This is a genomic window from Neptunomonas sp. XY-337 (genome assembly GCF_004959845.1).
GTDB classification, from domain to species: domain Bacteria; phylum Pseudomonadota; class Gammaproteobacteria; order Pseudomonadales; family Balneatricaceae; genus Neptunomonas; species Neptunomonas marina.
Window position 1 is genome coordinate 645,390 of the sequence record NZ_SPLL01000002.1, and the last position, 18,254, is coordinate 663,643.

At 49.8% G+C, this 18,254-nt stretch carries 21 protein-coding genes and 1 pseudogene; 12 read left to right on the forward strand and 10 right to left on the reverse strand.

Annotation, left to right across the window (positions count from 1 at the left end; genetic code table 11):
• Positions 1 to 17 precede the first annotated feature (17 nt).
• From E4L36_RS06705 to E4L36_RS06725, 5 genes are all read left to right on the forward strand, one after another.
• Complete coding sequence (locus E4L36_RS06705; RefSeq protein ID WP_346763627.1) at positions 18 to 2,267, forward strand: heavy metal translocating P-type ATPase; 2,250 nt, start codon at positions 18 to 20, stop codon at positions 2,265 to 2,267.
• A gap of 11 nt (positions 2,268 to 2,278) precedes the next feature.
• Positions 2,279 to 2,635: a cupredoxin domain-containing protein gene (locus E4L36_RS06710; RefSeq protein WP_240770686.1), complete on the forward strand. Its 357-nt coding sequence runs from the start codon at positions 2,279 to 2,281 to the stop codon at positions 2,633 to 2,635.
• Positions 2,636 to 3,019: 384 nt separating this feature from the next.
• Positions 3,020 to 3,442 (forward strand): Cu(I)-responsive transcriptional regulator, encoded by a 423-nt coding sequence (cueR, locus tag E4L36_RS06715; RefSeq protein WP_127695824.1) that lies wholly within the window; start codon positions 3,020 to 3,022, stop codon positions 3,440 to 3,442.
• A 4-nt stretch (positions 3,443 to 3,446) separates the two neighbouring features.
• Entirely contained in the window at positions 3,447 to 3,923 is a 477-nt protein-coding gene (locus E4L36_RS06720; RefSeq protein WP_136679970.1) for a DUF411 domain-containing protein, read from the forward strand.
• A 49-nt stretch (positions 3,924 to 3,972) separates the two neighbouring features.
• Positions 3,973 to 4,398 carry a secondary thiamine-phosphate synthase enzyme YjbQ gene (locus E4L36_RS06725; RefSeq protein ID WP_136679971.1) on the forward strand — a complete coding sequence of 142 codons (426 nt, stop codon included), beginning with the start codon at positions 3,973 to 3,975 and terminating at the stop codon, positions 4,396 to 4,398.
• Positions 4,399 to 4,458: 60 nt separating this feature from the next.
• Here E4L36_RS06725 and E4L36_RS06730 read toward each other — a convergent pair whose 3' ends face one another.
• From E4L36_RS06730 to E4L36_RS06765, 8 genes are all read right to left on the reverse strand, one after another.
• Entirely contained in the window at positions 4,459 to 4,974 is a 516-nt protein-coding gene (locus tag E4L36_RS06730) for a chemotaxis protein CheW (protein WP_240657028.1), read from the reverse strand.
• A gap of 72 nt (positions 4,975 to 5,046) precedes the next feature.
• Complete coding sequence (gene hyi, locus E4L36_RS06735; protein WP_136679972.1) at positions 5,047 to 5,823, reverse strand: hydroxypyruvate isomerase; 777 nt, start codon at positions 5,821 to 5,823, stop codon at positions 5,047 to 5,049.
• The gene (locus E4L36_RS06740; protein WP_136679973.1) at positions 5,816 to 6,727 is read right to left on the reverse strand and encodes an NAD(P)-dependent oxidoreductase; all 912 of its coding nucleotides are present in this window, start codon (positions 6,725 to 6,727) and stop codon (positions 5,816 to 5,818) included. The genes hyi and E4L36_RS06740 overlap by 8 nt, the downstream gene beginning before the upstream one ends.
• Before the next feature lie 28 nt (positions 6,728 to 6,755).
• Positions 6,756 to 7,091 carry a TusE/DsrC/DsvC family sulfur relay protein gene (locus tag E4L36_RS06745; protein WP_136679974.1) on the reverse strand — a complete coding sequence of 112 codons (336 nt, stop codon included), beginning with the start codon at positions 7,089 to 7,091 and terminating at the stop codon, positions 6,756 to 6,758.
• A gap of 5 nt (positions 7,092 to 7,096) precedes the next feature.
• Positions 7,097 to 7,393 (reverse strand): sulfurtransferase complex subunit TusB, encoded by a 297-nt coding sequence (gene tusB, locus E4L36_RS06750; RefSeq protein WP_136679975.1) that lies wholly within the window; start codon positions 7,391 to 7,393, stop codon positions 7,097 to 7,099.
• A complete protein-coding gene (gene tusC, locus E4L36_RS06755; RefSeq protein WP_127695836.1) occupies positions 7,393 to 7,749 on the reverse strand; it encodes a sulfurtransferase complex subunit TusC in 357 nt (118 codons plus the stop codon). The genes tusB and tusC overlap by 1 nt, the downstream gene beginning before the upstream one ends.
• A 2-nt stretch (positions 7,750 to 7,751) precedes the next feature.
• Positions 7,752 to 8,144, reverse strand: a complete 393-nt coding sequence (tusD, locus tag E4L36_RS06760) for a sulfurtransferase complex subunit TusD (protein WP_127695838.1) — start codon at positions 8,142 to 8,144, stop codon at positions 7,752 to 7,754.
• Between the two features lie 76 nt (positions 8,145 to 8,220).
• A complete protein-coding gene (locus tag E4L36_RS06765) occupies positions 8,221 to 8,901 on the reverse strand; it encodes a Bax inhibitor-1/YccA family protein (protein ID WP_127695840.1) in 681 nt (226 codons plus the stop codon).
• A gap of 146 nt (positions 8,902 to 9,047) precedes the next feature.
• Between E4L36_RS06765 and E4L36_RS06770 the strand changes: the two genes are divergently transcribed.
• Positions 9,048 to 9,875: a pseudouridine synthase gene (locus E4L36_RS06770; RefSeq protein WP_136679976.1), complete on the forward strand. Its 828-nt coding sequence runs from the start codon at positions 9,048 to 9,050 to the stop codon at positions 9,873 to 9,875.
• Between the two features lie 100 nt (positions 9,876 to 9,975).
• Here E4L36_RS06770 and E4L36_RS06775 read toward each other — a convergent pair whose 3' ends face one another.
• Positions 9,976 to 10,503, reverse strand: coding sequence for a hypothetical protein (locus E4L36_RS06775; protein WP_136679977.1), 528 nt, complete (start codon positions 10,501 to 10,503; stop codon positions 9,976 to 9,978).
• 228 nt (positions 10,504 to 10,731) lie between these two features.
• Here E4L36_RS06775 and E4L36_RS06780 point away from each other — a divergent pair.
• The 3 genes and pseudogenes from E4L36_RS06780 (at position 10,732) to E4L36_RS06790 (ending at position 13,948) form a co-directional block, all read left to right on the forward strand.
• A pseudogene (locus E4L36_RS06780) lies at positions 10,732 to 11,685 on the forward strand (IS110 family transposase).
• A gap of 271 nt (positions 11,686 to 11,956) precedes the next feature.
• Entirely contained in the window at positions 11,957 to 12,718 is a 762-nt protein-coding gene (gene mtnN / locus E4L36_RS06785) for a 5'-methylthioadenosine/S-adenosylhomocysteine nucleosidase (RefSeq protein WP_206064520.1), read from the forward strand.
• Positions 12,719 to 12,769: 51 nt separating this feature from the next.
• On the forward strand, positions 12,770 to 13,948 hold the full coding sequence (locus tag E4L36_RS06790; protein WP_136679978.1) for an alanine--glyoxylate aminotransferase family protein: 1,179 nt from the start codon (positions 12,770 to 12,772) through the stop codon (positions 13,946 to 13,948).
• A gap of 262 nt (positions 13,949 to 14,210) precedes the next feature.
• Here E4L36_RS06790 and E4L36_RS06795 read toward each other — a convergent pair whose 3' ends face one another.
• Complete coding sequence (locus tag E4L36_RS06795) at positions 14,211 to 15,137, reverse strand: LysR family transcriptional regulator (RefSeq protein WP_136679979.1); 927 nt, start codon at positions 15,135 to 15,137, stop codon at positions 14,211 to 14,213.
• A gap of 168 nt (positions 15,138 to 15,305) precedes the next feature.
• Between E4L36_RS06795 and E4L36_RS06800 the strand changes: the two genes are divergently transcribed.
• The 3 genes from E4L36_RS06800 to dctP are packed head-to-tail and all read left to right on the forward strand — an operon-like array spanning position 15,306 to position 18,211.
• The gene (locus E4L36_RS06800) at positions 15,306 to 15,866 is read left to right on the forward strand and encodes a TRAP transporter small permease (protein WP_136679980.1); all 561 of its coding nucleotides are present in this window, start codon (positions 15,306 to 15,308) and stop codon (positions 15,864 to 15,866) included.
• Complete coding sequence (locus tag E4L36_RS06805) at positions 15,859 to 17,157, forward strand: TRAP transporter large permease (RefSeq protein ID WP_136679981.1); 1,299 nt, start codon at positions 15,859 to 15,861, stop codon at positions 17,155 to 17,157. Before E4L36_RS06800 ends, E4L36_RS06805 begins: the two co-directional genes overlap by 8 nt.
• A gap of 52 nt (positions 17,158 to 17,209) precedes the next feature.
• A complete protein-coding gene (dctP, locus tag E4L36_RS06810) occupies positions 17,210 to 18,211 on the forward strand; it encodes a TRAP transporter substrate-binding protein DctP (RefSeq protein WP_136679982.1) in 1,002 nt (333 codons plus the stop codon).
• Positions 18,212 to 18,254 lie beyond the last annotated feature (43 nt).

Sequence of the window (18,254 nt, forward strand, 5' to 3'; positions counted from 1 at the left end):
ACGATATCAGGAGAGATATTGTGACCGAAAAAGCATCCGTAAACGAACAGATACTGCTTATTGAAGGGGCGGGCTGCGCCAGTTGCGTAGGTAAAATTGAGAAGGCGCTTAACCATGTGGCAGGCGTTGAGCAGGCCGCGATGAACTTTGCTCAGCGCAGTGTGACAGTCACTGGCGATGTCGCTGCGCAGCATTTAGTCGATGCTGTGGAGGCCGCTGGATACCGTGCCAAGCTTGTTGAGCAGAGCGAAAGTGAGCTGTTTGCTGAAAAGGAGAAAGCGGATCAACTCTACTACCGCCGCCTAATGAAAAACATGGCGATAGCGTTAGCACTGGGTGTGCCGATGATGCTCTACGGCATGGTCATTGGCGATATGAGTATTGATACAACGCCTAAGCGCGTTGGTTGGTTTATCGCCGGATTGCTGACACTGGCAGTCATGTATACAGCTGGGCGCCACTTTTACCTTAGTGCGTGGAACACGCTACGCCACCACAACGCTAACATGGACACGCTGGTTGCGCTGGGTACCGGCACCGCTTGGCTCTACTCGATGGTTGTTGTACTGATGCCGGATCTGTTTCCTGCGCAAGCGCGGCATGTGTATTTTGAAGCATCAGCGATGATTATTGGCCTGATCAACTTGGGGCTTGCCCTAGAGGTGCGTGCGCGTGGCCGAACCTCTGAAGCGATCAAGCGTTTAATTGGCTTACAAGCGAAGACTGCGCGTATCGTTAAAGGTGATGATGAGATCGATATTCCCGTCGAGCATGTTCAAGTGGGGATGCTGGTGCGTGTGCGTCCCGGTGAAAAGATTCCCGTCGATGGTGTCGTGGTTGAGGGTAAGTCGACTTTGGATGAGTCGATGTTAACGGGTGAGCCGATGCCTGTTGCGAAAACGCCAAGTGATGAGCTTTACACCGGTACGTTCAACAAAAGTGGCACCTTGGTTTTTAAAGCCTCCCGCGTGGGTAAAGATACCGCCCTTGCGCAGATTATAGGGCTGGTGAAGAAGGCGCAAAACGCAAAACCCTCTATCGGGCGCTTGGCGGATACGATCTCTGGGTACTTCGTGCCCACTATTATGATGATTGCGGTTTTGAGTGCGCTGGCTTGGTTGAACTTTGGCCCAGAGCCTTCAGTGGCGTTTGCCGTGGTGTCGGCGACGACAGTGCTGATCATCGCGTGCCCTTGCGCTCTGGGCTTGGCAACGCCCATGTCCGTTATGGTGGGTGTTGGTAAAGCCGCGGAAGCGGGGGTGCTAATCCGCAATGGTGAAGCGCTGCAAACCTCCTCAAAACTCACCACCATTGTGCTAGATAAAACCGGTACGCTAACGCAGGGTCAACCACGGATAACAGGCATATATCCTGTCGACGATCTCGCTAAAAGTGAAGTGCTACGTTTAGCTGCCAGTTTAGAGGCGGGCTCAGAGCACCCACTGGCAGATGCGGTGGTAGCCTCTGCGAAAGATGCAGGCTTAAGTCTGTCTAACGTGCATGACTTCCATGCTGTGATTGGTCAGGGGGTATCAGGTGTTGTGGAAGGCCATCGCCTGCTGCTTGGTAATAAACGTCTCATGGCTGAAAACCAAGTCGAAACAGAAGCTTTGCAACGTGAAGCGGATGACTTGGCTGCGCAAGCGCAGACTCCTGTGTTTTTCGCCATTGATGGCAATCTTGTCGCAGTATTTGCGATTGCTGACCCGCTTAAAAGCGATACTCTCGCGGCGTTAGAGCGGCTACGTCGGGATGGTTTAAAGATCGTCATGCTAACCGGCGACAACACCGCAACTGCCGCTGCAATCGCTGAGAAGCTGAGCATTAGTGAGTTCTATGCTGAGGTCCAGCCAAGTGATAAAAGCCAGTATGTGCAGCAGCTCCAAGCTCAGGGTGAGCGCGTTGGAATGGTGGGTGATGGCATTAATGATGCCCCCGCACTTGCACAGGCGGATGTGGGTTTCGCGATAGGGACAGGCACAGATATCGCGATGGAGAGTGCTGACGTTACGCTTATGCGTGGCTCCTTGCACGGCTTAGCGGATGCGATTGAAGTGAGCCGTGCAACGCTGGGTAATATTAAGCAAAATCTTGTGGGGGCGTTTATCTACAATGTAGCGGGTATCCCTATTGCCGCCGGAGTGCTCTATCCGATAGCGGGTATCTTATTAAGCCCGGTGGTTGCCGGTGCTGCGATGGCATTTTCGTCACTGACGGTGGTGAGTAATGCCAACCGCTTACGTTTCTTTAAACCTTCAAACCGCTAAGGAGTCAGATGATGTGGCTGGTTAATCTGCTAGGTCTTGGGTTGGTTGCGTTGATTGCTTGGTGGTTCTGGGGGCAGAGGGCGCCTGAAACCGCGATCAGCAAAGAGGAGGCGGTAACCATCAAGGTAGCTGGTGGTGTTTACACCCCTTCGGTTATTCACGCGCGTGTGGGGCAACCGTTGACGCTGAACTTTATTCGCGAAGATCAAGCCCCCTGTGCCGAAGTGGTGATCTTTGAGGGGCTTGATCTCTCCCTCGATCTGCCCCTTAATGAAACGGTTAGCCAGCGTATTACACCCCCGGAAACGGGAACATACCCGTTTGCCTGCCAGATGCAGATGTATCGTGGCCAGTTAATCGTCACATGATGGGCATATAGGTGAGCAAGGTGTCTTGGGGGAGAGTGTTCGCATTCTGGGTCTGTTTAGGCTTACTTGTCGCTTTGCCCGCGCCAGCGCACGATCATCATGCCTGTCCATCACAAACTGGCATACCTGCTCATACTGTGTGCCATCAATGCGATATGGCGGCGTGTGCGGCTTTGTCGGGCTGTGCAGCTCAGCCCGCCAGCGCTGCACTTTGCTATGGTTTCTGCTCACAGCCGGAAATGGGTATACCCTCTCATCAACGGCTCTCGAGCCACTATCAGTATCAGCATTCCGAGCGTTTAGATCGGCCTCCGAAGCGGGGTAGCGTTTAATCTGTTTCCATCGTTATAATTTTTATGGCTCAACCATGGATACGACAACGCTATGAATATCTCTGAGGCGGCTCAGGCAACAGGCCTGAGCAGTAAAACGATACGCTTTTACGAGGATAAGGGCATTATTCCCAAGGCACAGCGCCGTGCCAATGGCTATCGCTTCTATACGCAAGCGCAGTTAGAGGCGCTCATCTTTGTGCGGCGCGCTAAAGGGTTGGGGTTCTCTCTTGACGAGTGTAGGGATCTACTGGCACTACAGCACAGCGCAGATCGCACCTCTTCCGAGGTGAAAGCTAAGGTTGATCAGCAGTTGCAACGCATCGAACAGCAGATCAAAGACCTTAGTGATATGCGCCAAGTCTTGTTGAATCTCTATCAAGCGTGTCCCGGTGATATGGGGCGTGAGTGTCCTATTTTGGATGAGCTGAGCCGAACCGATACCGCCTCAGGTAAACGAGGTAGTGAGGAGTAGTTTTATGTTACGTCCGTTTTTTATGCTGCTGAGTGCAGTACTCTTTTCTCTCCATGCTCATGCCGGCGACCCATACTGGTTAAAGGGCAAAACCGGTGATCGTGTGTCCGTTGAGGTGTTCCGCAGTGCTACCTGTGGGTGCTGTAAAGACTGGATCGTCCATCTAAAAGAGCACAACTTTGATGTCACCGATACCGTTGTCGATGATGTTGCGCCGATTAAGCAGCGTTTGGGGGTGCCGATTCAGGCACAGTCGTGTCATACCGCAGTCATTGGGGAGCAAGTCTTTGAAGGGCATGTGCCAGCGCAAGATATTAAACGCGCCCTCAAACAACCCAACCTGCAACTGCTGACAGTCCCTGGAATGGTATCGGGCAGTCCGGGTATGGATATGCCAGATGCTCCGAAGCAGCCGTTTAGAGTTTACTCACTTGATAAACAGGGCCATGTGGAAGTTTTTAGTGAGTACGAAAACTATTAATTGACCCGCAGCGCCTCAGTTTTGAGGCGCTAGGTATGTTGGAGCTGATATGTGGTTGCAACGCGAAGTAACACTTGCCCCGCGTAAGCGGGGTTTTCACCTCATCACCGATGAAATTGCGCGAGCCTTACCTGAGGTTAGCGATCTGAATGTCGGTATTTTGCACGTCTTTATTAAACATACCTCCGCTTCATTGACGATCAATGAAAATGCGGACCCGAGTGTGCGCGCTGATTTCGAGAGTTATTTCAGCCGTGTTGCAGCAGAGGATGAGCCATATTACACGCACATTTACGAGGGAAGCGATGACCTGCCTGCTCACCTGAAAAGCAGTTTACTCGGTAGTAGCGTGTCGATTCCTATCGCTAAGGGACGATTTAATATGGGGATATGGCAGGGTGTTTATCTAGGCGAGCACCGTAACCATGGCGGGCGGCGCACGTTAGTACTGACGTTAAATGGCGAATTGAGCTAAGTGCACAGCGTAAAAAAGGAGCTGCCGTTGAACTCGCAGCTCCTGATCGTGGAGGAGGCTTTAGTGAAATTCCTCTTCACTAATAGGGGTGATGCTGGCCATCATTTTGCTCAGATCCAACAGAATTGTTAGCACGCCGCTGTGGTAGCAAACGCCTTGCACGTATTTGCGGCTGGAGTCATCACCCGCAACGTTTGGTGCGCGCTCAATATCGTTTTGCGGAATATTGATAACTTCATCAACGCTATCTACAACGAGGCCAATGACTTCCTGCTCGTTAAATTCAACCATGATGATGCGCGTGTCGTCATCGATATCAACGGTCGGCATGTTGAACAAACGGCGTGTATCAATCACAGTTGCAACATTACCACGCAGGTTGATGATGCCAAGAATATAGTAGTCTGCGCCGGGCACAGGCGTAATGTCGGAGTAGCGCAAGACCTCTTTTACTTGCATGACGTCAATGCCATAGAGTTCGTTGTTGACCTTAAAGGTGGCCCACTGGTGATAAACGATCTCTTCTTGGTTGGCGCGACGAGCTCGCTCCTTCTTATCTTTGGTGGCCTGCTGCATGCCTTCCAGCATTTTCAGTTGTTCTGACTCTTCTTGTAAGCTCATTTTGCTTGGTCCGCCTTCATTAACTTGCTAACGCCATGATGCGATTTTAGCTAACCCGCTTTGGGTATCTTTTTCAGGGAAATACTCAAACGCGACGTAGCCGGTGTATCCCATAGTGTTGATTGCATCAAATAGGTTGCTGAAGTTGATCTCTCCGGTGCCTGGTTCATGGCGTCCCGGTACATCAGCGACCTGAATATGCCCAACCCTGCTCAAATGAGATCGTAGGGTGTGGATCAGGTTACCCTCCATGACCTGCATGTGATAAACGTCATATTGCACGGCGAGGTTAGAGATATTCGCACGCTCGATCAACGCTACCGCTTGCTGCATGGAGCTTAGAAAAAAGCCCGGTACGTCCAACGTATTAATTGGCTCTATTAACAAAGAGATACCGCGCTCTTCCATATAAGAACCAGCATAGCGCAGATTCTCGATAAGTGTATTTTCAGCACGTTTTTTATCGACATCAGGGGGTAATAATCCGCTCAGGCAGTTCACCCGCGCTACGCCCAGAGCTTTTGCATACTCAGCACATTGCTCAACGCCGGCACGAAACTCAGCAACTCTGGTGGGATCGCAGGCGATACCGCGGTCGCCAGCCGACCAATCACCCGCGGGTAAGTTGATCAAAATGAGCTGCAAGGCGTGTTGGTCGAGCTGGGTTTTTAACGTATCGATATCCAGTTCGTAAGGGAACTGAACTTCCACGTGTGTAAACCCTGCCTCTTGCGCTAGCTTGAATCGCTCAGCTAGTGGTACCTCGGTGAACAGTGTACTTAGATTGGCTGCAAATTTAGGCATCGGTTTGCTCTTTGTGCGAGTGTGTTTGCACTTTAGCCGGTTGGTTTAGCGCCTCGAGTTGGAGCAGAAGACCGCTGTGGTCCACATGATCAAGCCCTTGGTTAACCAGCGCGAGATATTCGTCATGGGTGCGCTGTGTTAATGGTAGCGTCAATTGATGATCGTGAGCGGTATCTAGAATGGTGCGCAGATCTTTAAGCTGTACACGTGATGTTGCACCTGGGGTAAATTCACGCTCGATCATACGTTGCCCGTGCAGTTCGAGGATGCGGCTATCCGCAAAGCCACCTAGCAGGGCTTCTCTGACTGCGGCGGGATTGGCTCCGCCAGCGCTCGCGAGGAGTAGCGCTTCGGAAACTGCGCCAATGGTGATGCCAACAATAGCTTGGTTGGCGCATTTAGCGAGCTGCCCCGATCCTGCTGGCCCTATATAAGTGGTTTTTTTACCGAGGACGTCAAAGACAGGTTGGGCTCTCTTTAGTGCGGATTGGCTGCCGCCAACCATAATAGAAAGCGTGGCTTGCTCGGCGCCTACTTGGCCCCCAGAAACGGGAGCATCTAAGTAGTCAGCGCCCTGTGTTTGGGCATCAAGAGCGTGCTTTTTAGCGAGTGTTGGTGGTGTTGATCCCATATCAATCAGCAGGGAGTCCGATCGCAACGCTGAAAGCGCCTTCAGGTCATACAGCACATGCTCAACCACTGTGCCGTTTTCCAGCATGAGAATAACGATATCGGCATCTGCCGTAGCTGCTTCTGGAGTCTCCGCCCACTGTGCTCCGCGCTCGCACAACGGCGCTGCTTTGGCAGGAGTACGGTTCCAAACGGTTAACTCAAAGCCTGCATCAAGCAGATGGTGGGCCATTGGTAGACCCATGAGTCCGGTACCTATCAAGGTGAGCTTCATTGTTATTGTTCTTCCTTGTCTGGTTAGCTTATAGACAGTTCGTTGGCTTAGGTAAGCCCGCTAAGCGCGCCGCTTGCTTAGCGGGGCTCTCTGGAAAGAGCTTCATCAGATACATGCTTTTGCCCTTATCGGGGCCGAGTTGCTGCCCCACGGCTTTGACGAGTGGGCGCATAGCGGGGGAGAGCCCGAATTCTTGGTAGAAGTGGCGAATAACGCCGATGATCTCCCAATGGGAGTCGGTCAGAGTAATGTTTTCTTCTTCTGCGAGCGCTTGAGCAAGCTCCTCACTCCAGTCGTCGAGGTTAAGCAGGTAGCCCTCGTCGTCTAAGGTCACGGTGCTGCTTGATAGTGAAATCTCTTGCATAGGGGTTAAAACCAGCTAATGACTTTGTTGTTTTCGATACTTAGGCGGATAAAGTCATCATCGCTTGCGACGGCCACACCACTATCGCTGGATAGGGTGATACCACGCGCGTTTAAATCCGCATGAAGCGCATACACCTTGATATCAGCGGCGATGATCTGTGCTGTGAATGTGTCATCAGCACAGCCGTAGACGCCGTTTTCAATCAGTAGCAATGTATCCCCTGCTTGCAGTGCGCGCTGGCAATCGTGCCAAAGGCTGCTGTTTGAAGGGGCTTTGTTCAACGTATGTAGAGTGCTCATCAGAATCGTAAAACCACATCATGTTTGGCGATAAAAGCGCTGAGTGCGTCGCTCCCAAGTGGTGAAGCTGGGCTTTGCTGATACTCAACTCCGCGCTGCTCGGCATCGTCTGTTACGACGAACAGTTGGTCAATGTCGTACATGGGTAGCGCTGCACAGACTTGAGCAACGCTCTTTTGCTCAATATCTGCAGGATTTTGCTCCGCTTGCAGTAGCCATGTGGCATCCCCGCTAAATAAGATCGAGACGGTTTGGTCGAAAGCTGCGCTCGTTAGTGCAATGTCGAGCGCTTCGCGAGCGTTGGGCGTGCCATAGGGAGCTTGGGAGAGAATCAGTAGAATGCTCTTTTGTGACATATCTAACCTCCAAACGTCACAAGGCGATCAGAGAGCAGAATCGCTTCGGTTAACTGCCCAAGCCCTGATAATTGAAAGGGTGCCTCAATATTGTGAGCAGGTTTCTCATGGCGCTTGGCTTCTGTTGGATCAAGCACACCGCGCTTTAGGGCGGCTGCGATACAGATCACTAAATCAAGGTCGTGATGCAGCGCTAACTCGTGCCAAAGCTGCATAATGTTCTGCTCATCTCGCTGGGGAGCGTTTAAGAAAGAGCCGCTGAGTACGCTTTCACCATAAAAAAACACGCGGTGAACCTCATGGCCCGCTGCCAGCGCCGCTTTTGTATAGCGGTAGGCGGTGTGCACTGCTTGGCTGTTGTGTGGCGATCCGTAGATCAAGATAGAGAATTTCATATCAACAAACCCAAATAAAAACGCCCCGCAATCTTAACAAAGAAAGCAGGGCGTTGCTTAGATGTTCGGTGCTAGATTAGTCGTCGCTAAAGGCACCAACTAAGCTTAGTAGATGGACCAGCAAGTTATAGATATTCAGGTACAAGCTGACTGTTGCCATCACGTAGTTTGTGTACACGCCGTTGACGATATTGCTGGTGTCATAAAGAATGAAACCTGCCATCAGCAACACCACCAGAGAGGAGAACGCAAGGCTCATGCCGCCTACGTCTACACCGAACAGCGGCAGAACGAACAGCGCAACCATCGCGATTAATAGCACCATAGAGCCAGCTGCTAAGAAGCCGCCCATGAAGCTAAAGTCTTTTTTGGATGTGAGTACGTAAGCGGACAAGCCCACGAACGTCAGTGCGGTCATGCCAAGAGCGGTTGCTACAATTTGGCCACCATTTGCCATACCCAAGTAGTGGTTAAGCAATGGACCGAGACCGAAGCCCATCAAGCCTGTAAACAAAAATGTTAGCGGTAGTGCAGCAGCGCTGTTCTGTTTTTTGTTCAACACAAACAGCATCACGAAGCTCACGATAATACTACCGAGGTACACGATAAACGGAGGGTTGATAGCCATGGAGATGACAGCTGTCACAGCACTGAAAACCAGTGTCATCGCTAACAACATGTAGGTGTTGCGGATTAACTTGTTGGTTTGAAGTACCGACTGTTGCGAGTCGACACCCATCGAACGTACATTGCTCATATCATCCTCTGTATTAGCGTCTTAAGTCAGTGAATATAATGGCGATTTCGCCGTGCATTTCAAGAGATATGACCCTACACGGCACGAAAAATTCCAAGTAAAATAGTCGGAAATACTTTTCCCGCCCTAAAATCAAGCGTATCGACATGCCTTACTTAGATATCCTGTATCAGGATGATGACATTATTGCTATCCATAAACCTGCGGGCTTGCTAGTGCACCCGAGCTGGATTGCACCCAAGAAAACCCCGAACTTAGTTTATTCGTTGAAACGGTATCTGCGTGGCGAGCCGGTCTACACAATTCATCGTCTGGACCGAGCAACCTCTGGCGTTATCGTCTTTGCCAAGAAAAAAGAGGTCGCCCAAGCCTTAAATGCCATGTTTGCTGAACGCAAGGTGCAAAAGACCTATCTCTGCGTGACACGTGGTTTTGTGCCAGAAGAGGGTGTGATCGACTACGCATTAAAGCCGATCTTTGACAAGAAAGCTGATCCGTTGGCGGATCCTGACAAGCCAGCCAAAGAGGCCGTATCGGCGTATCGGCGCTTGGGCACAGTGGAGTTGCCGATCCCAATTGGAAAATACCCTTGTGCGCGCTACTCGCTAGTGGAAGTTAAGCCCACCACCGGCCGCAAACATCAGATCCGCAGACATATGAAGCATATCTTCCACCCGTTGGTGGGGGATACGAAATATGGTGAAGGGCGCCATAATCGCTTGTTTAGAGAGCACTTTGCGACACGCAGAATGCTGTTGATGGCGACGGAGTTGAGCTTTGAACACCCGACAACCGGCGAAATGTTAACCATTAAAGCTCCCGTATCACGCAAGGTCTCAGAGTTGTTTGATCAACTCGGCTGGCAAGGACTGTATCCGGCACCGGTTGGTGGCGATACCGGAAATGTTCCTCAGGTAGAAGCTGTAGCAGGAGATGTGGAGCAAAACGAGTGGCAATACCCAGAAGAACAATAATTTGCTTACTTGCTTGGTTTCGCAAAAAACTACCCTCCCGATAAAGCTAGTCGTGCAGGGTAGTTAGATAGTCAATTGTCAACGAATACAGCTTGAATAACTACTGGGATGTGATTAGAACATCGTAGTATTTAGCACCTGTTCTTTGTGTTGCAAGTTTAAATGTAAACGGTGGTAAAAGTGCGTGCTCGAAGCCCAAAATAGGGCGGATTGCATTGTTATCCAAATAACTTGCTTGTATACCGTTACTATCAATGTTCAGGAAAAAGCGGTACTTCTCACCTAGAACAATTGGAAACTCATCAGTGGAGTCTGCAGTGCTGTTCGAGTTCATGTCGTATAGTATTGCGGAGTGGCCATCGTTAATTGAAAAGAACACTTCTTTTCCTAATGAGTCCCTGATAACTATGCCCTTACCGTCAGTGTAGCCCAATTGAGTTGGCTCTATCGTAATCTCGACCATCGATGGGCCAACTTTTGATGCAATTTCGTAAAATTTGAAATCAGTCCAGTGTTCTTTGATTTCGATAAAATCAAGGCTAGCGGATACTTTTTCGTAAGAGCTAGCGTTGGATAATGTACTAGTAGCGAGAATAGTTGTAGCTAAAGCAAAAGAAAGTTTATTCATCTTTATTTCGTCCTTGATTAAATTGTATGGTTAATTCCGTTCCATTTCCGGGTAAATTGGAGGCCCACCCTCAATGGCCGTTGAGGGCCTTTATGCAGTAGCTCGATTGATTGTTGGCTCCTCTTTGAGAGACCGGTAACAAGTGGGAAGCACTGCATAACTCTATAGCAATAACTCGAACAGTCATTGGGGCCTCGAGCCCGCATAGCAAGGCAGAGTCAGCTTATTATGGAAACTATGGAAAGCCAAATTGAAATCAACGTCGGCGTTGATGTCGGTAAGTCGCAACTGGATATTGTCCTTCATCCGCTCGATCTCCATTTCTCTATACCTAACGAATCTAAAGCGATTCAAAAAGTTATACAAGTCCTATTAGAGCATCAGGTTAAACGTGTCGTTACGGAAGCTACTGGGCGCTATGAACATGCCTTTGTTTACGCTTGCGATAAAGCGGGAATTCCTGTTTCAGTGATCAACCCGATCAAGATACGCCGCTTTGCACAAGCCCTCGGCGTGCTCGCTAAAACCGATAAAATGGATGCAGCAATAATTGCCAAGTTTGCTGCCACTATGAAACCGGATAGCAAGGCTCTACCCGATAAACAGTCGCGTATTATCAAAGACTTATTGATCAGAAGGTCACAGCTATTAGAGATGCAGACAATGGAGAAAAATCGACTGCAGATTATGCCCAAAGAACTTCATAGCTCTATCAAATCCATGTTGAAACATTGAGAACACCAGATCGACAAAGTCACTAAACAAATCGATGATTTGGTGAGCCAGGTAAAGCACAGGCGACTCAAAACTGAAGTCCTCACCAGTGTGCCAGGTGTCGGTAAAGTCTTAGCTTATACCCTGCTCAGTGAGCTACCAGAGCTAGGTAACTTAAACCGCAAAGAGATCGCGGCGCTCGTCGGTGTAGCACCTATGAATAAGGAAAGTGGTTCCTTCAATGGCAAACGACGAATACGTGGCGGCAGGCACCGGGTTAGAACTGTGATGTTTATGGCGATGCTGTCAGCAGTTCAATGTAACCCCGTTTTCAAAAGTTACTATGAACGTCTTAAGGCTGCTGGGAAAATCCCTAAAGTGGCTATCGTTGCTTGCATGCGGAAGATGATCGTAATCTTAAACACAATGGTAAAAAATGAAGAGTTGTGGTGCCAGAAAACAGCTTAAAACAGTTGACTAAACACCACAGTCACTTTTTATGGCTTCACATGAATGTAAATCGCATTTCGATTTTATGTTATTTTTAGTTTATGTAAAGAATTGATTTTAATTGTTTTTTTTGTTTCTTTTGGGCTTCGTTTTCGAGTTTATAATCGTTATGCGTTTACATTGCGGTTCAGTCACCTGTTGAAATGACGTATGCTTCGCCTGCTAAGATAAGTTCTATTCAAAATATAGTTTTATTACCGGTTTTCTAATCGAAGGACTCTAATGTTTCATGACTACACAGCGGACTCTCAGTGAGCTAATAGCTGATAAAAAACAGCAGCATACCGACATAATCGTCGGCATCATCGGTGCAATGGAGCAGGAAGTTGAGATTCTGCGCAACGCATTGCAGAACCGCGAAGATCATGAAGTCGCAGGTTATGCGCTATATACCGGAACGCTTGATGGTGTGAGCGTGGTGTTACTGAAGTCGGGTATTGGCAAGGTTAATGCAGCGATCAGCACCACTATCATGCTGAATCTGTTTAAGCCCGATTGTGTGATTAATACTGGCTCTGCAGGTGGCTTTGATCCCGCCTTGAGCGTTGGTGATATTGTCATCTCATCTGAGGTGCGCCATCACGATGTGGATGTCACCATTTTCGGATACGAAATGGGCCAGGTTCCGGGCTCCCCGGCGGCTTTTGTTCCTGACGCGAGCATGGCAGCGGTGGCTGAGAAGTGTATCGCTCAGATGCAAGGGATGCAGACAGTACGTGGCTTAATCGCGACGGGTGACAGCTTTATGAACGACCCTGAGCGGGTTGAAAAAACGCGGGCTGCATTTCCGACGATGAAAGCGGTTGAGATGGAGGCAGCTGCGATTGCTCAAGCATGTCATCAGTTTCAAACGCCATTTATTGTCATTCGTGCACTGTCAGATATTGCGGGTAAAGAATCTAACTTATCGTTTGAACAGTTTTTAGAAACCGCCGCTGCACATTCTGCTGCGATGGTTCAGGCCATTACCGTGGAGCTTGGGCAGCTTTAACCCTCGCACCACTGTGATTGCAGATAGCATAAGAATAAAGAGAGCTTGTATATGATTACATCGTTTCACCCCCCAAAACGTACGCTGATGGGCCCAGGCCCTTCTGATGTGAGCCCGCGTGTACTAGAGGCCATGTCGCGCCCAACGATCGGCCATCTTGACCCAGCTTTCGTCACTATGATGGATGAGGTTAAAGCTCTGCTTAAGCAGGCGTTTAAAACCGAAAATGCGTTGACGATGCCTGTTTCTGCTCCTGGATCGGCTGGTATGGAAGCGTGCTTTGTCAACTTGGTTGAGCCGGGTGATAAGGTCATCGTTTGCCAAAACGGCGTGTTTGGTGGCCGTATGAAGGAGAACGTAGAGCGCTTTGGTGGTGAAGCGGTGATGGTGCAAGACGCTTGGGGAACCCCTGTCAGTGTCGAGAAAGTCAAAGCGGCGTTCGCAGAGCATCCTGATGCGAAAATTCTAGCGTTTGTACATGCGGAGACCTCAACGGGTGTGCGCTCTGATGCGCAGGCTTTGTGTAAAGTGGCGCAAGACCACGGCGCGTTGACGATTGTCGATACCGTAACCTCGCTAGGTGGTAGCGAGCTGCGTGTTGATGAATGGGGTGTTGACGCCGTTTACTCGGGCACTCAGAAGTGCTTATCCTGCCCACCGGGTATCGCTCCGGTCAGCTTTAGCGAAAAGGCGCTAGCGAAGGTCCAAGCCCGTGAAACGCGCGCACCGAGCTGGTTTTTGGATAAAAAACTCGTGATGGGGTATTGGGGCGGTGAGGGCAAGCGTGCTTACCACCACACCGCGCCGGTAAACTCGTTGTATGCGCTGCATGAATCTCTCGTGATTTTGCAAGAAGAGGGTGTTGAGAAGGCGTGGGAGCGCCATGCTTTGCATCACCAAGCGCTTAAAGCTGGTTTAGAAGCGATGGGTATCAACTTCTTAGTTGATGAGGCCTATCGTTTACCACAGCTCAACACGGTTTTGATTCCCGAGGGTGTTGATGATGCGCAGGTTCGCAGTGCGTTGCTGAACAACTTTAATTTAGAGATTGGCGCGGGCCTTGGCGATTTAGCAGGCAAGGTGTGGCGTATTGGTCTAATGGGCGCTGCATGTAACCGCACAAACGTGGTGTTATGTGTCTCTGCACTAGAAAGTACGTTGGCACGTATGGGAGCTGATATCCCGGTTGGCAAGGCTCTGCAAGCTGTAGAGTCGGTCTACGCGAGCTAACGGATATTTATCGCTAAGCCCGCTTTAAATGCGGGCTTTTTTGTTTTAGCGGCTGTATTTCGATTGTGTTAACGCCTAGTGGTTTGGCTAGTGGTGCGTTATGCATTGGTTTTTCCAGCATGTTGCCGGGGCTATAAGTTTCCCCCGCTAATGGTTGCTAGCTTCATATTAACACTGCTGGTTGCAGCCCTATCATGGCACCTTTACGAGCGTAGAGTGATTGATTATTCACGGCGTTGGTTAAAGCGCAGAGCGGTTCAAGCTAATAGATCTCAAACAGCCCCTCAGAGTTAACGGCTAACTCATTCAGCCGTGTCTTTAGCAAGTCGCAAAAATCTAGCGCTAGTCGTGAAACTGGGCGGCTGGCGGGGTGGATCAAGTTGTAGTTAAACGGGATCGCTGGTGCAAAAGGCTTCACAACCAAGCCCTCGGAGATGAAATTGAGGGCGGTAACAGGATCCACAAGCGATACCCCCGACCCGTTTAGCACGTAAGAGCAGGCAACATGGGATACTTGAGTGTCGAAAAACATCCTACGGTTGATACCTGCGTTCTCGAACACATCATCTACTTTGTAACGGATGCTCTGTTCTGTCCCCAGCGATACAAACATTTCATCAGCGAGATCTTCGGGGTGGATGGTGGTCTTCTCGGCGAGTGGGTGGCCTGGCGGTAAGATGCAAACTAATCGGCTTTTTGCCAGCAGTTCCACCTTGATTGCTGGATCTGACACGCTAATGGCAGACAAGCCCACATCAAAGTGTTGAGTGGCAATCCAATCGGCCACCTGGTGGGAGCTCCGGACTTGGACCGTCATCGAGATACCGTCATTCTTGCTCATGAACTCATGAGATACTTTTGGCAAAAAGTCCTGCGCTAGGGCTGGCATACTCGCGATACGCAACGTGCCACGGTGGAACGCTTTTAACTCCTCCGCAATTCTAGATAGGCGCTCAATACCCACGAATGAGCGCTCTATCTCTTCGAAAAGCAGTAAGGCCTCTGGAGTGGGTAATAGCCGCTTCTTTTCGCGCTTAAACAGAGGCATATCCACACTGCTTTCAAAATCATTCAGTAAGCGACTTACCGCGGGTTGGGAGATAAATAGCATCTCAGCAGCAGCTGTCGTTGTGCCCGTTACCATTACCGCTCGAAAAGCTTCTACCTGCCTGAAACTGAGTTTCGCCATCTTTCCCTGCCATCAGCTTAAATTTAAAAAATTAATATAACATCATGTTATGAAGTATCAATGATTTTGTATTTGATATTATTTACTCGTTTCGTGATTATTTAATGACTTAACCACGCCGTGCTCTCAATGGGCACTACCACCAGCCTCCAGTACAGAGATAAAAATATGGAGACTTTGTTTCGATACACACTGGCTGCACTCATCAGCACCGTTGCAGGTATGCAGTTTATTCAGGTGATCACCCGTTACATCTTCGAAACACCGATTATGGGGTTAGAGGAAGTTGCTGTGATTCCTACGCTATGGCTGTACATTCTCGGTGCAGTCAACGCATCACGTGAAGACACGCAAATTCGAGCGAATGTGCTGGAAATTTTCCTCAGCACTGAGCGCGCTCGACGTGTTCTGCTAGTGATTTCGGAGAGTTGCAGTTTGGCGATCTCGATCTGGCTAACCTACTGGGCATTTGATTACTTCAAGTATGCACTGCGTGTTAGCAAAGAAACCCCAACGCTCTACCTCCCCACCATTATCTATGAGTCAGCACTCTTTTTTGGACTGACGCTGATGACACTTTATGTGGCTTGGCACCTATTAAAACACTTGAGTTTTCTGTTTCACGGACGTGAGGACACTGAGCAACTGATCGATCACGAACATCCGCACACTAACGAGACGGATGAGTTCCAGCTACTGGCTCAGAAGGAGGAGCAGAAAGATGGTTGAAGTCGCGCTATTAGCGTTTGCCGTACTGGTTATCCTACTGAGTTTGGGTGTCCCGCTGCCTTACTGTTTTGGTGCTGGCTTGATGGTCATGACCTTTGTGGGCGAAGTGTACTTTAAAGGCATGATGTTGTGGGGATTCAGCCAACTGACTAACCCCGTATTGCTGGCGATTCCGCTGTTTGTATTTGCCGGAACGATCATGAGCGTGAGCGGTATCGCCGGTAGTTTGCTGAAGTTCGTCAACGTTTTTGTTGGTCGTATTCGTGGTGGTCTGGGCGTCGTTGCTTCCATTAGTTGCGCCATCATCGGTGCGATCTCTGGTAGTGGTCTGACCGGTATCGCGGCCATTGGCCCGCTGCTAATTCCAGAGATGGAGAAAAAGGGTTACCCCCGTGCTTATGCCACAGCCTTGATTGCTAACTCTTCGATTCTTGGCCTTTTGATCCCGCCGAGTGTCACGATGATTGTCTACGGCTGGGTGACAGAGACATCTATTCTGGCAAGTTTCTTGGCGACGTTGGGCCCCGGCTTGCTGATTATGTTCAATTTTGCCGTTGTGAACATGATCATGTCGCGTAAGTTTCCGCTCATCCTGGATGAAAAAGTCAGCTTTAGCGAGACGATGAAGCAAGCAGGCAACAATACCGTTGTGGCGCTGCCCGCTCTGCTGATGCCAGTCATTATTCTTGGCGGCATTTATGGCGGGGTTATGACACCGACTGAAGCTGCGGCGGTGGCGGTTATTTACGCGTTGCCGGTCGGCTTCTGGATCTATAAGGGTTTAACCTTTAAAGCCTTCTTAGAAGCGGGTAAAGAGTCAGCCACCGCAGTAGGAGCCATCCTCATCATGGTGCTGTTTAGCTTGATGCTAAGCCAGCTGTTTGTGATGGAAGATATTCCACAGGCGCTGGTGGAGTCGATCTTTGAGGTGACGCAGGATAAAACTTTACTGCTGATTCTGATCACTTTGTTCCTGTTCGCCATCGGAATGGTAGTGAACGACTTGACCGCCATTATTCTAACCGCACCGTTGCTGATGCCGCTGATGGAAGCGTTAGGCGTAAGCCCAATTCAGTTTGCCGCCATCATGGGTGTTACCACGGCGATGGGCGGTGTGACTCCACCTTATGCCAGCATCCTGTACCTCGGTGCGCGTATCGGCAATGTGAAATTCACCGAAATTATCAAACCCGCCATGATCTTGCTGCTATTCGGCTATCTGCCGGTGGTTGGCCTTGTACTGGTATGGCCGGGCCTATCCGAATTTATCCCAAGCTTATTGGGATATTGATCAACATAAAAAATAAAACAGCGTCCGATAGGACACACAAAGAGGAAGCAACATGTTGAGATCAATGACTAAAAATCTAGCGCTGGCCGTTTCACTTTCGGTAGCAAGTGTCGGGATTGCTCAAGCGGCAACGCTAAAGCTATCACACGTACGTCCACAAGGTACGGCAATCGATAAAGACGCCACGATGTTTGCTGAAGCAGTCTCTAAAGCAACGGATGGTAAGTTGCGTGTGAAGCTGTACCCAGCGAACGCATTGGGTGACTACACCGTTGTGCAAGAGCGTGTGGGTCTAGGTGCTGTGGACATGGCAGTACAGCCGATTTCATCCGGTGTTGATAAACGTTTCCAAATCGTGTCGTTGCCTTATATGGCAGCCGATTGGGCGGATGCTCAGAAGAAGTTTGGGCCAGGTTCGGTGATGCGTAATACCGTATCAGATCTGTATCAGAAGCAAGGTATCAAAGTCTTGGGTGCATGGCCTGTTTACTTTGGCGGTATTGCGCTGAACAAAGAGGTGGAAGGCGCTGCTGATTCCTCTATTAGCAAGTCTGCGAAGGTGCGTGTACCACCTATTAAGGTGTTCCAGCTGTTAGCTGATAACACCGGTTTTATCGGATCCCCGCTGCCATTTTCTGAGGCTTTTACAGCCGTTCAAACGGGTGTTGTTGATGGTGTGATCGGTTCGGGTGCGGAAGGTTACTATGCCTCGTTCCGCGATGTAACTAAGTACTACGTACCTTTGAACACACACTTCGAAGTTTGGTACTTGATCATGAATGAGGAGCGCTTCAATGGCATGAAGCCAGCTCAGCAAGCCGCTATTTCTGAAGCAGCGTTGAACTTCGAAAATAGCCGTTGGGCGCGTGCTGAGATGGATCAAGCTGCCAATGAAAAACGTCTTCAAGAAGCAGGTGCAACGATCGTTGATGTGACACCAGAGCAGATTGCTAATACTGCTGCGAAGGTGAAGCAGAACGTATGGCCTGTCATCGTAAACGACATTGGTAAAGAGTGGGCGCAAGAGATTTTGGATGCTGCGCTAGCTGAGTAAATGCCTGTTAGTCAGCTGGGCAGAAGTGCTCAGCTGACGCTAT

Bases quoted from the DNA above. Each gene is read 5' to 3' on its own strand.
- E4L36_RS06710 (WP_240770686.1), top strand. From the start codon at position 2,279: ATGTGGCTGGTTAATCTGCTAGGTCTTGGGTTGGTTGCGTTGATTGCT.
- cueR (WP_127695824.1), top strand. From the start codon at position 3,020: ATGAATATCTCTGAGGCGGCTCAGGCAACAGGCCTGAGCAGTAAAACG.
- E4L36_RS06720 (WP_136679970.1), top strand. From the start codon at position 3,447: ATGTTACGTCCGTTTTTTATGCTGCTGAGTGCAGTACTCTTTTCTCTC.
- E4L36_RS06725 (WP_136679971.1), top strand. From the start codon at position 3,973: ATGTGGTTGCAACGCGAAGTAACACTTGCCCCGCGTAAGCGGGGTTTT.
- E4L36_RS06730 (WP_240657028.1), bottom strand. From the start codon at position 4,974: ATGCAGCAGGCCACCAAAGATAAGAAGGAGCGAGCTCGTCGCGCCAAC.
- hyi (WP_136679972.1), bottom strand. From the start codon at position 5,823: ATGCCTAAATTTGCAGCCAATCTAAGTACACTGTTCACCGAGGTACCA.
- E4L36_RS06740 (WP_136679973.1), bottom strand. From the start codon at position 6,727: ATGAAGCTCACCTTGATAGGTACCGGACTCATGGGTCTACCAATGGCC.
- E4L36_RS06745 (WP_136679974.1), bottom strand. From the start codon at position 7,091: ATGCAAGAGATTTCACTATCAAGCAGCACCGTGACCTTAGACGACGAG.
- tusB (WP_136679975.1), bottom strand. From the start codon at position 7,393: ATGAGCACTCTACATACGTTGAACAAAGCCCCTTCAAACAGCAGCCTT.
- tusC (WP_127695836.1), bottom strand. From the start codon at position 7,749: ATGTCACAAAAGAGCATTCTACTGATTCTCTCCCAAGCTCCCTATGGC.
- tusD (WP_127695838.1), bottom strand. From the start codon at position 8,144: ATGAAATTCTCTATCTTGATCTACGGATCGCCACACAACAGCCAAGCA.
- E4L36_RS06765 (WP_127695840.1), bottom strand. From the start codon at position 8,901: ATGAGCAATGTACGTTCGATGGGTGTCGACTCGCAACAGTCGGTACTT.
- E4L36_RS06770 (WP_136679976.1), top strand. From the start codon at position 9,048: ATGCCTTACTTAGATATCCTGTATCAGGATGATGACATTATTGCTATC.
- E4L36_RS06775 (WP_136679977.1), bottom strand. From the start codon at position 10,503: ATGAATAAACTTTCTTTTGCTTTAGCTACAACTATTCTCGCTACTAGT.
- mtnN (WP_206064520.1), top strand. From the start codon at position 11,957: ATGACTACACAGCGGACTCTCAGTGAGCTAATAGCTGATAAAAAACAG.
- E4L36_RS06790 (WP_136679978.1), top strand. From the start codon at position 12,770: ATGATTACATCGTTTCACCCCCCAAAACGTACGCTGATGGGCCCAGGC.
- E4L36_RS06795 (WP_136679979.1), bottom strand. From the start codon at position 15,137: ATGGCGAAACTCAGTTTCAGGCAGGTAGAAGCTTTTCGAGCGGTAATG.
- E4L36_RS06800 (WP_136679980.1), top strand. From the start codon at position 15,306: ATGGAGACTTTGTTTCGATACACACTGGCTGCACTCATCAGCACCGTT.
- E4L36_RS06805 (WP_136679981.1), top strand. From the start codon at position 15,859: ATGGTTGAAGTCGCGCTATTAGCGTTTGCCGTACTGGTTATCCTACTG.
- dctP (WP_136679982.1), top strand. From the start codon at position 17,210: ATGTTGAGATCAATGACTAAAAATCTAGCGCTGGCCGTTTCACTTTCG.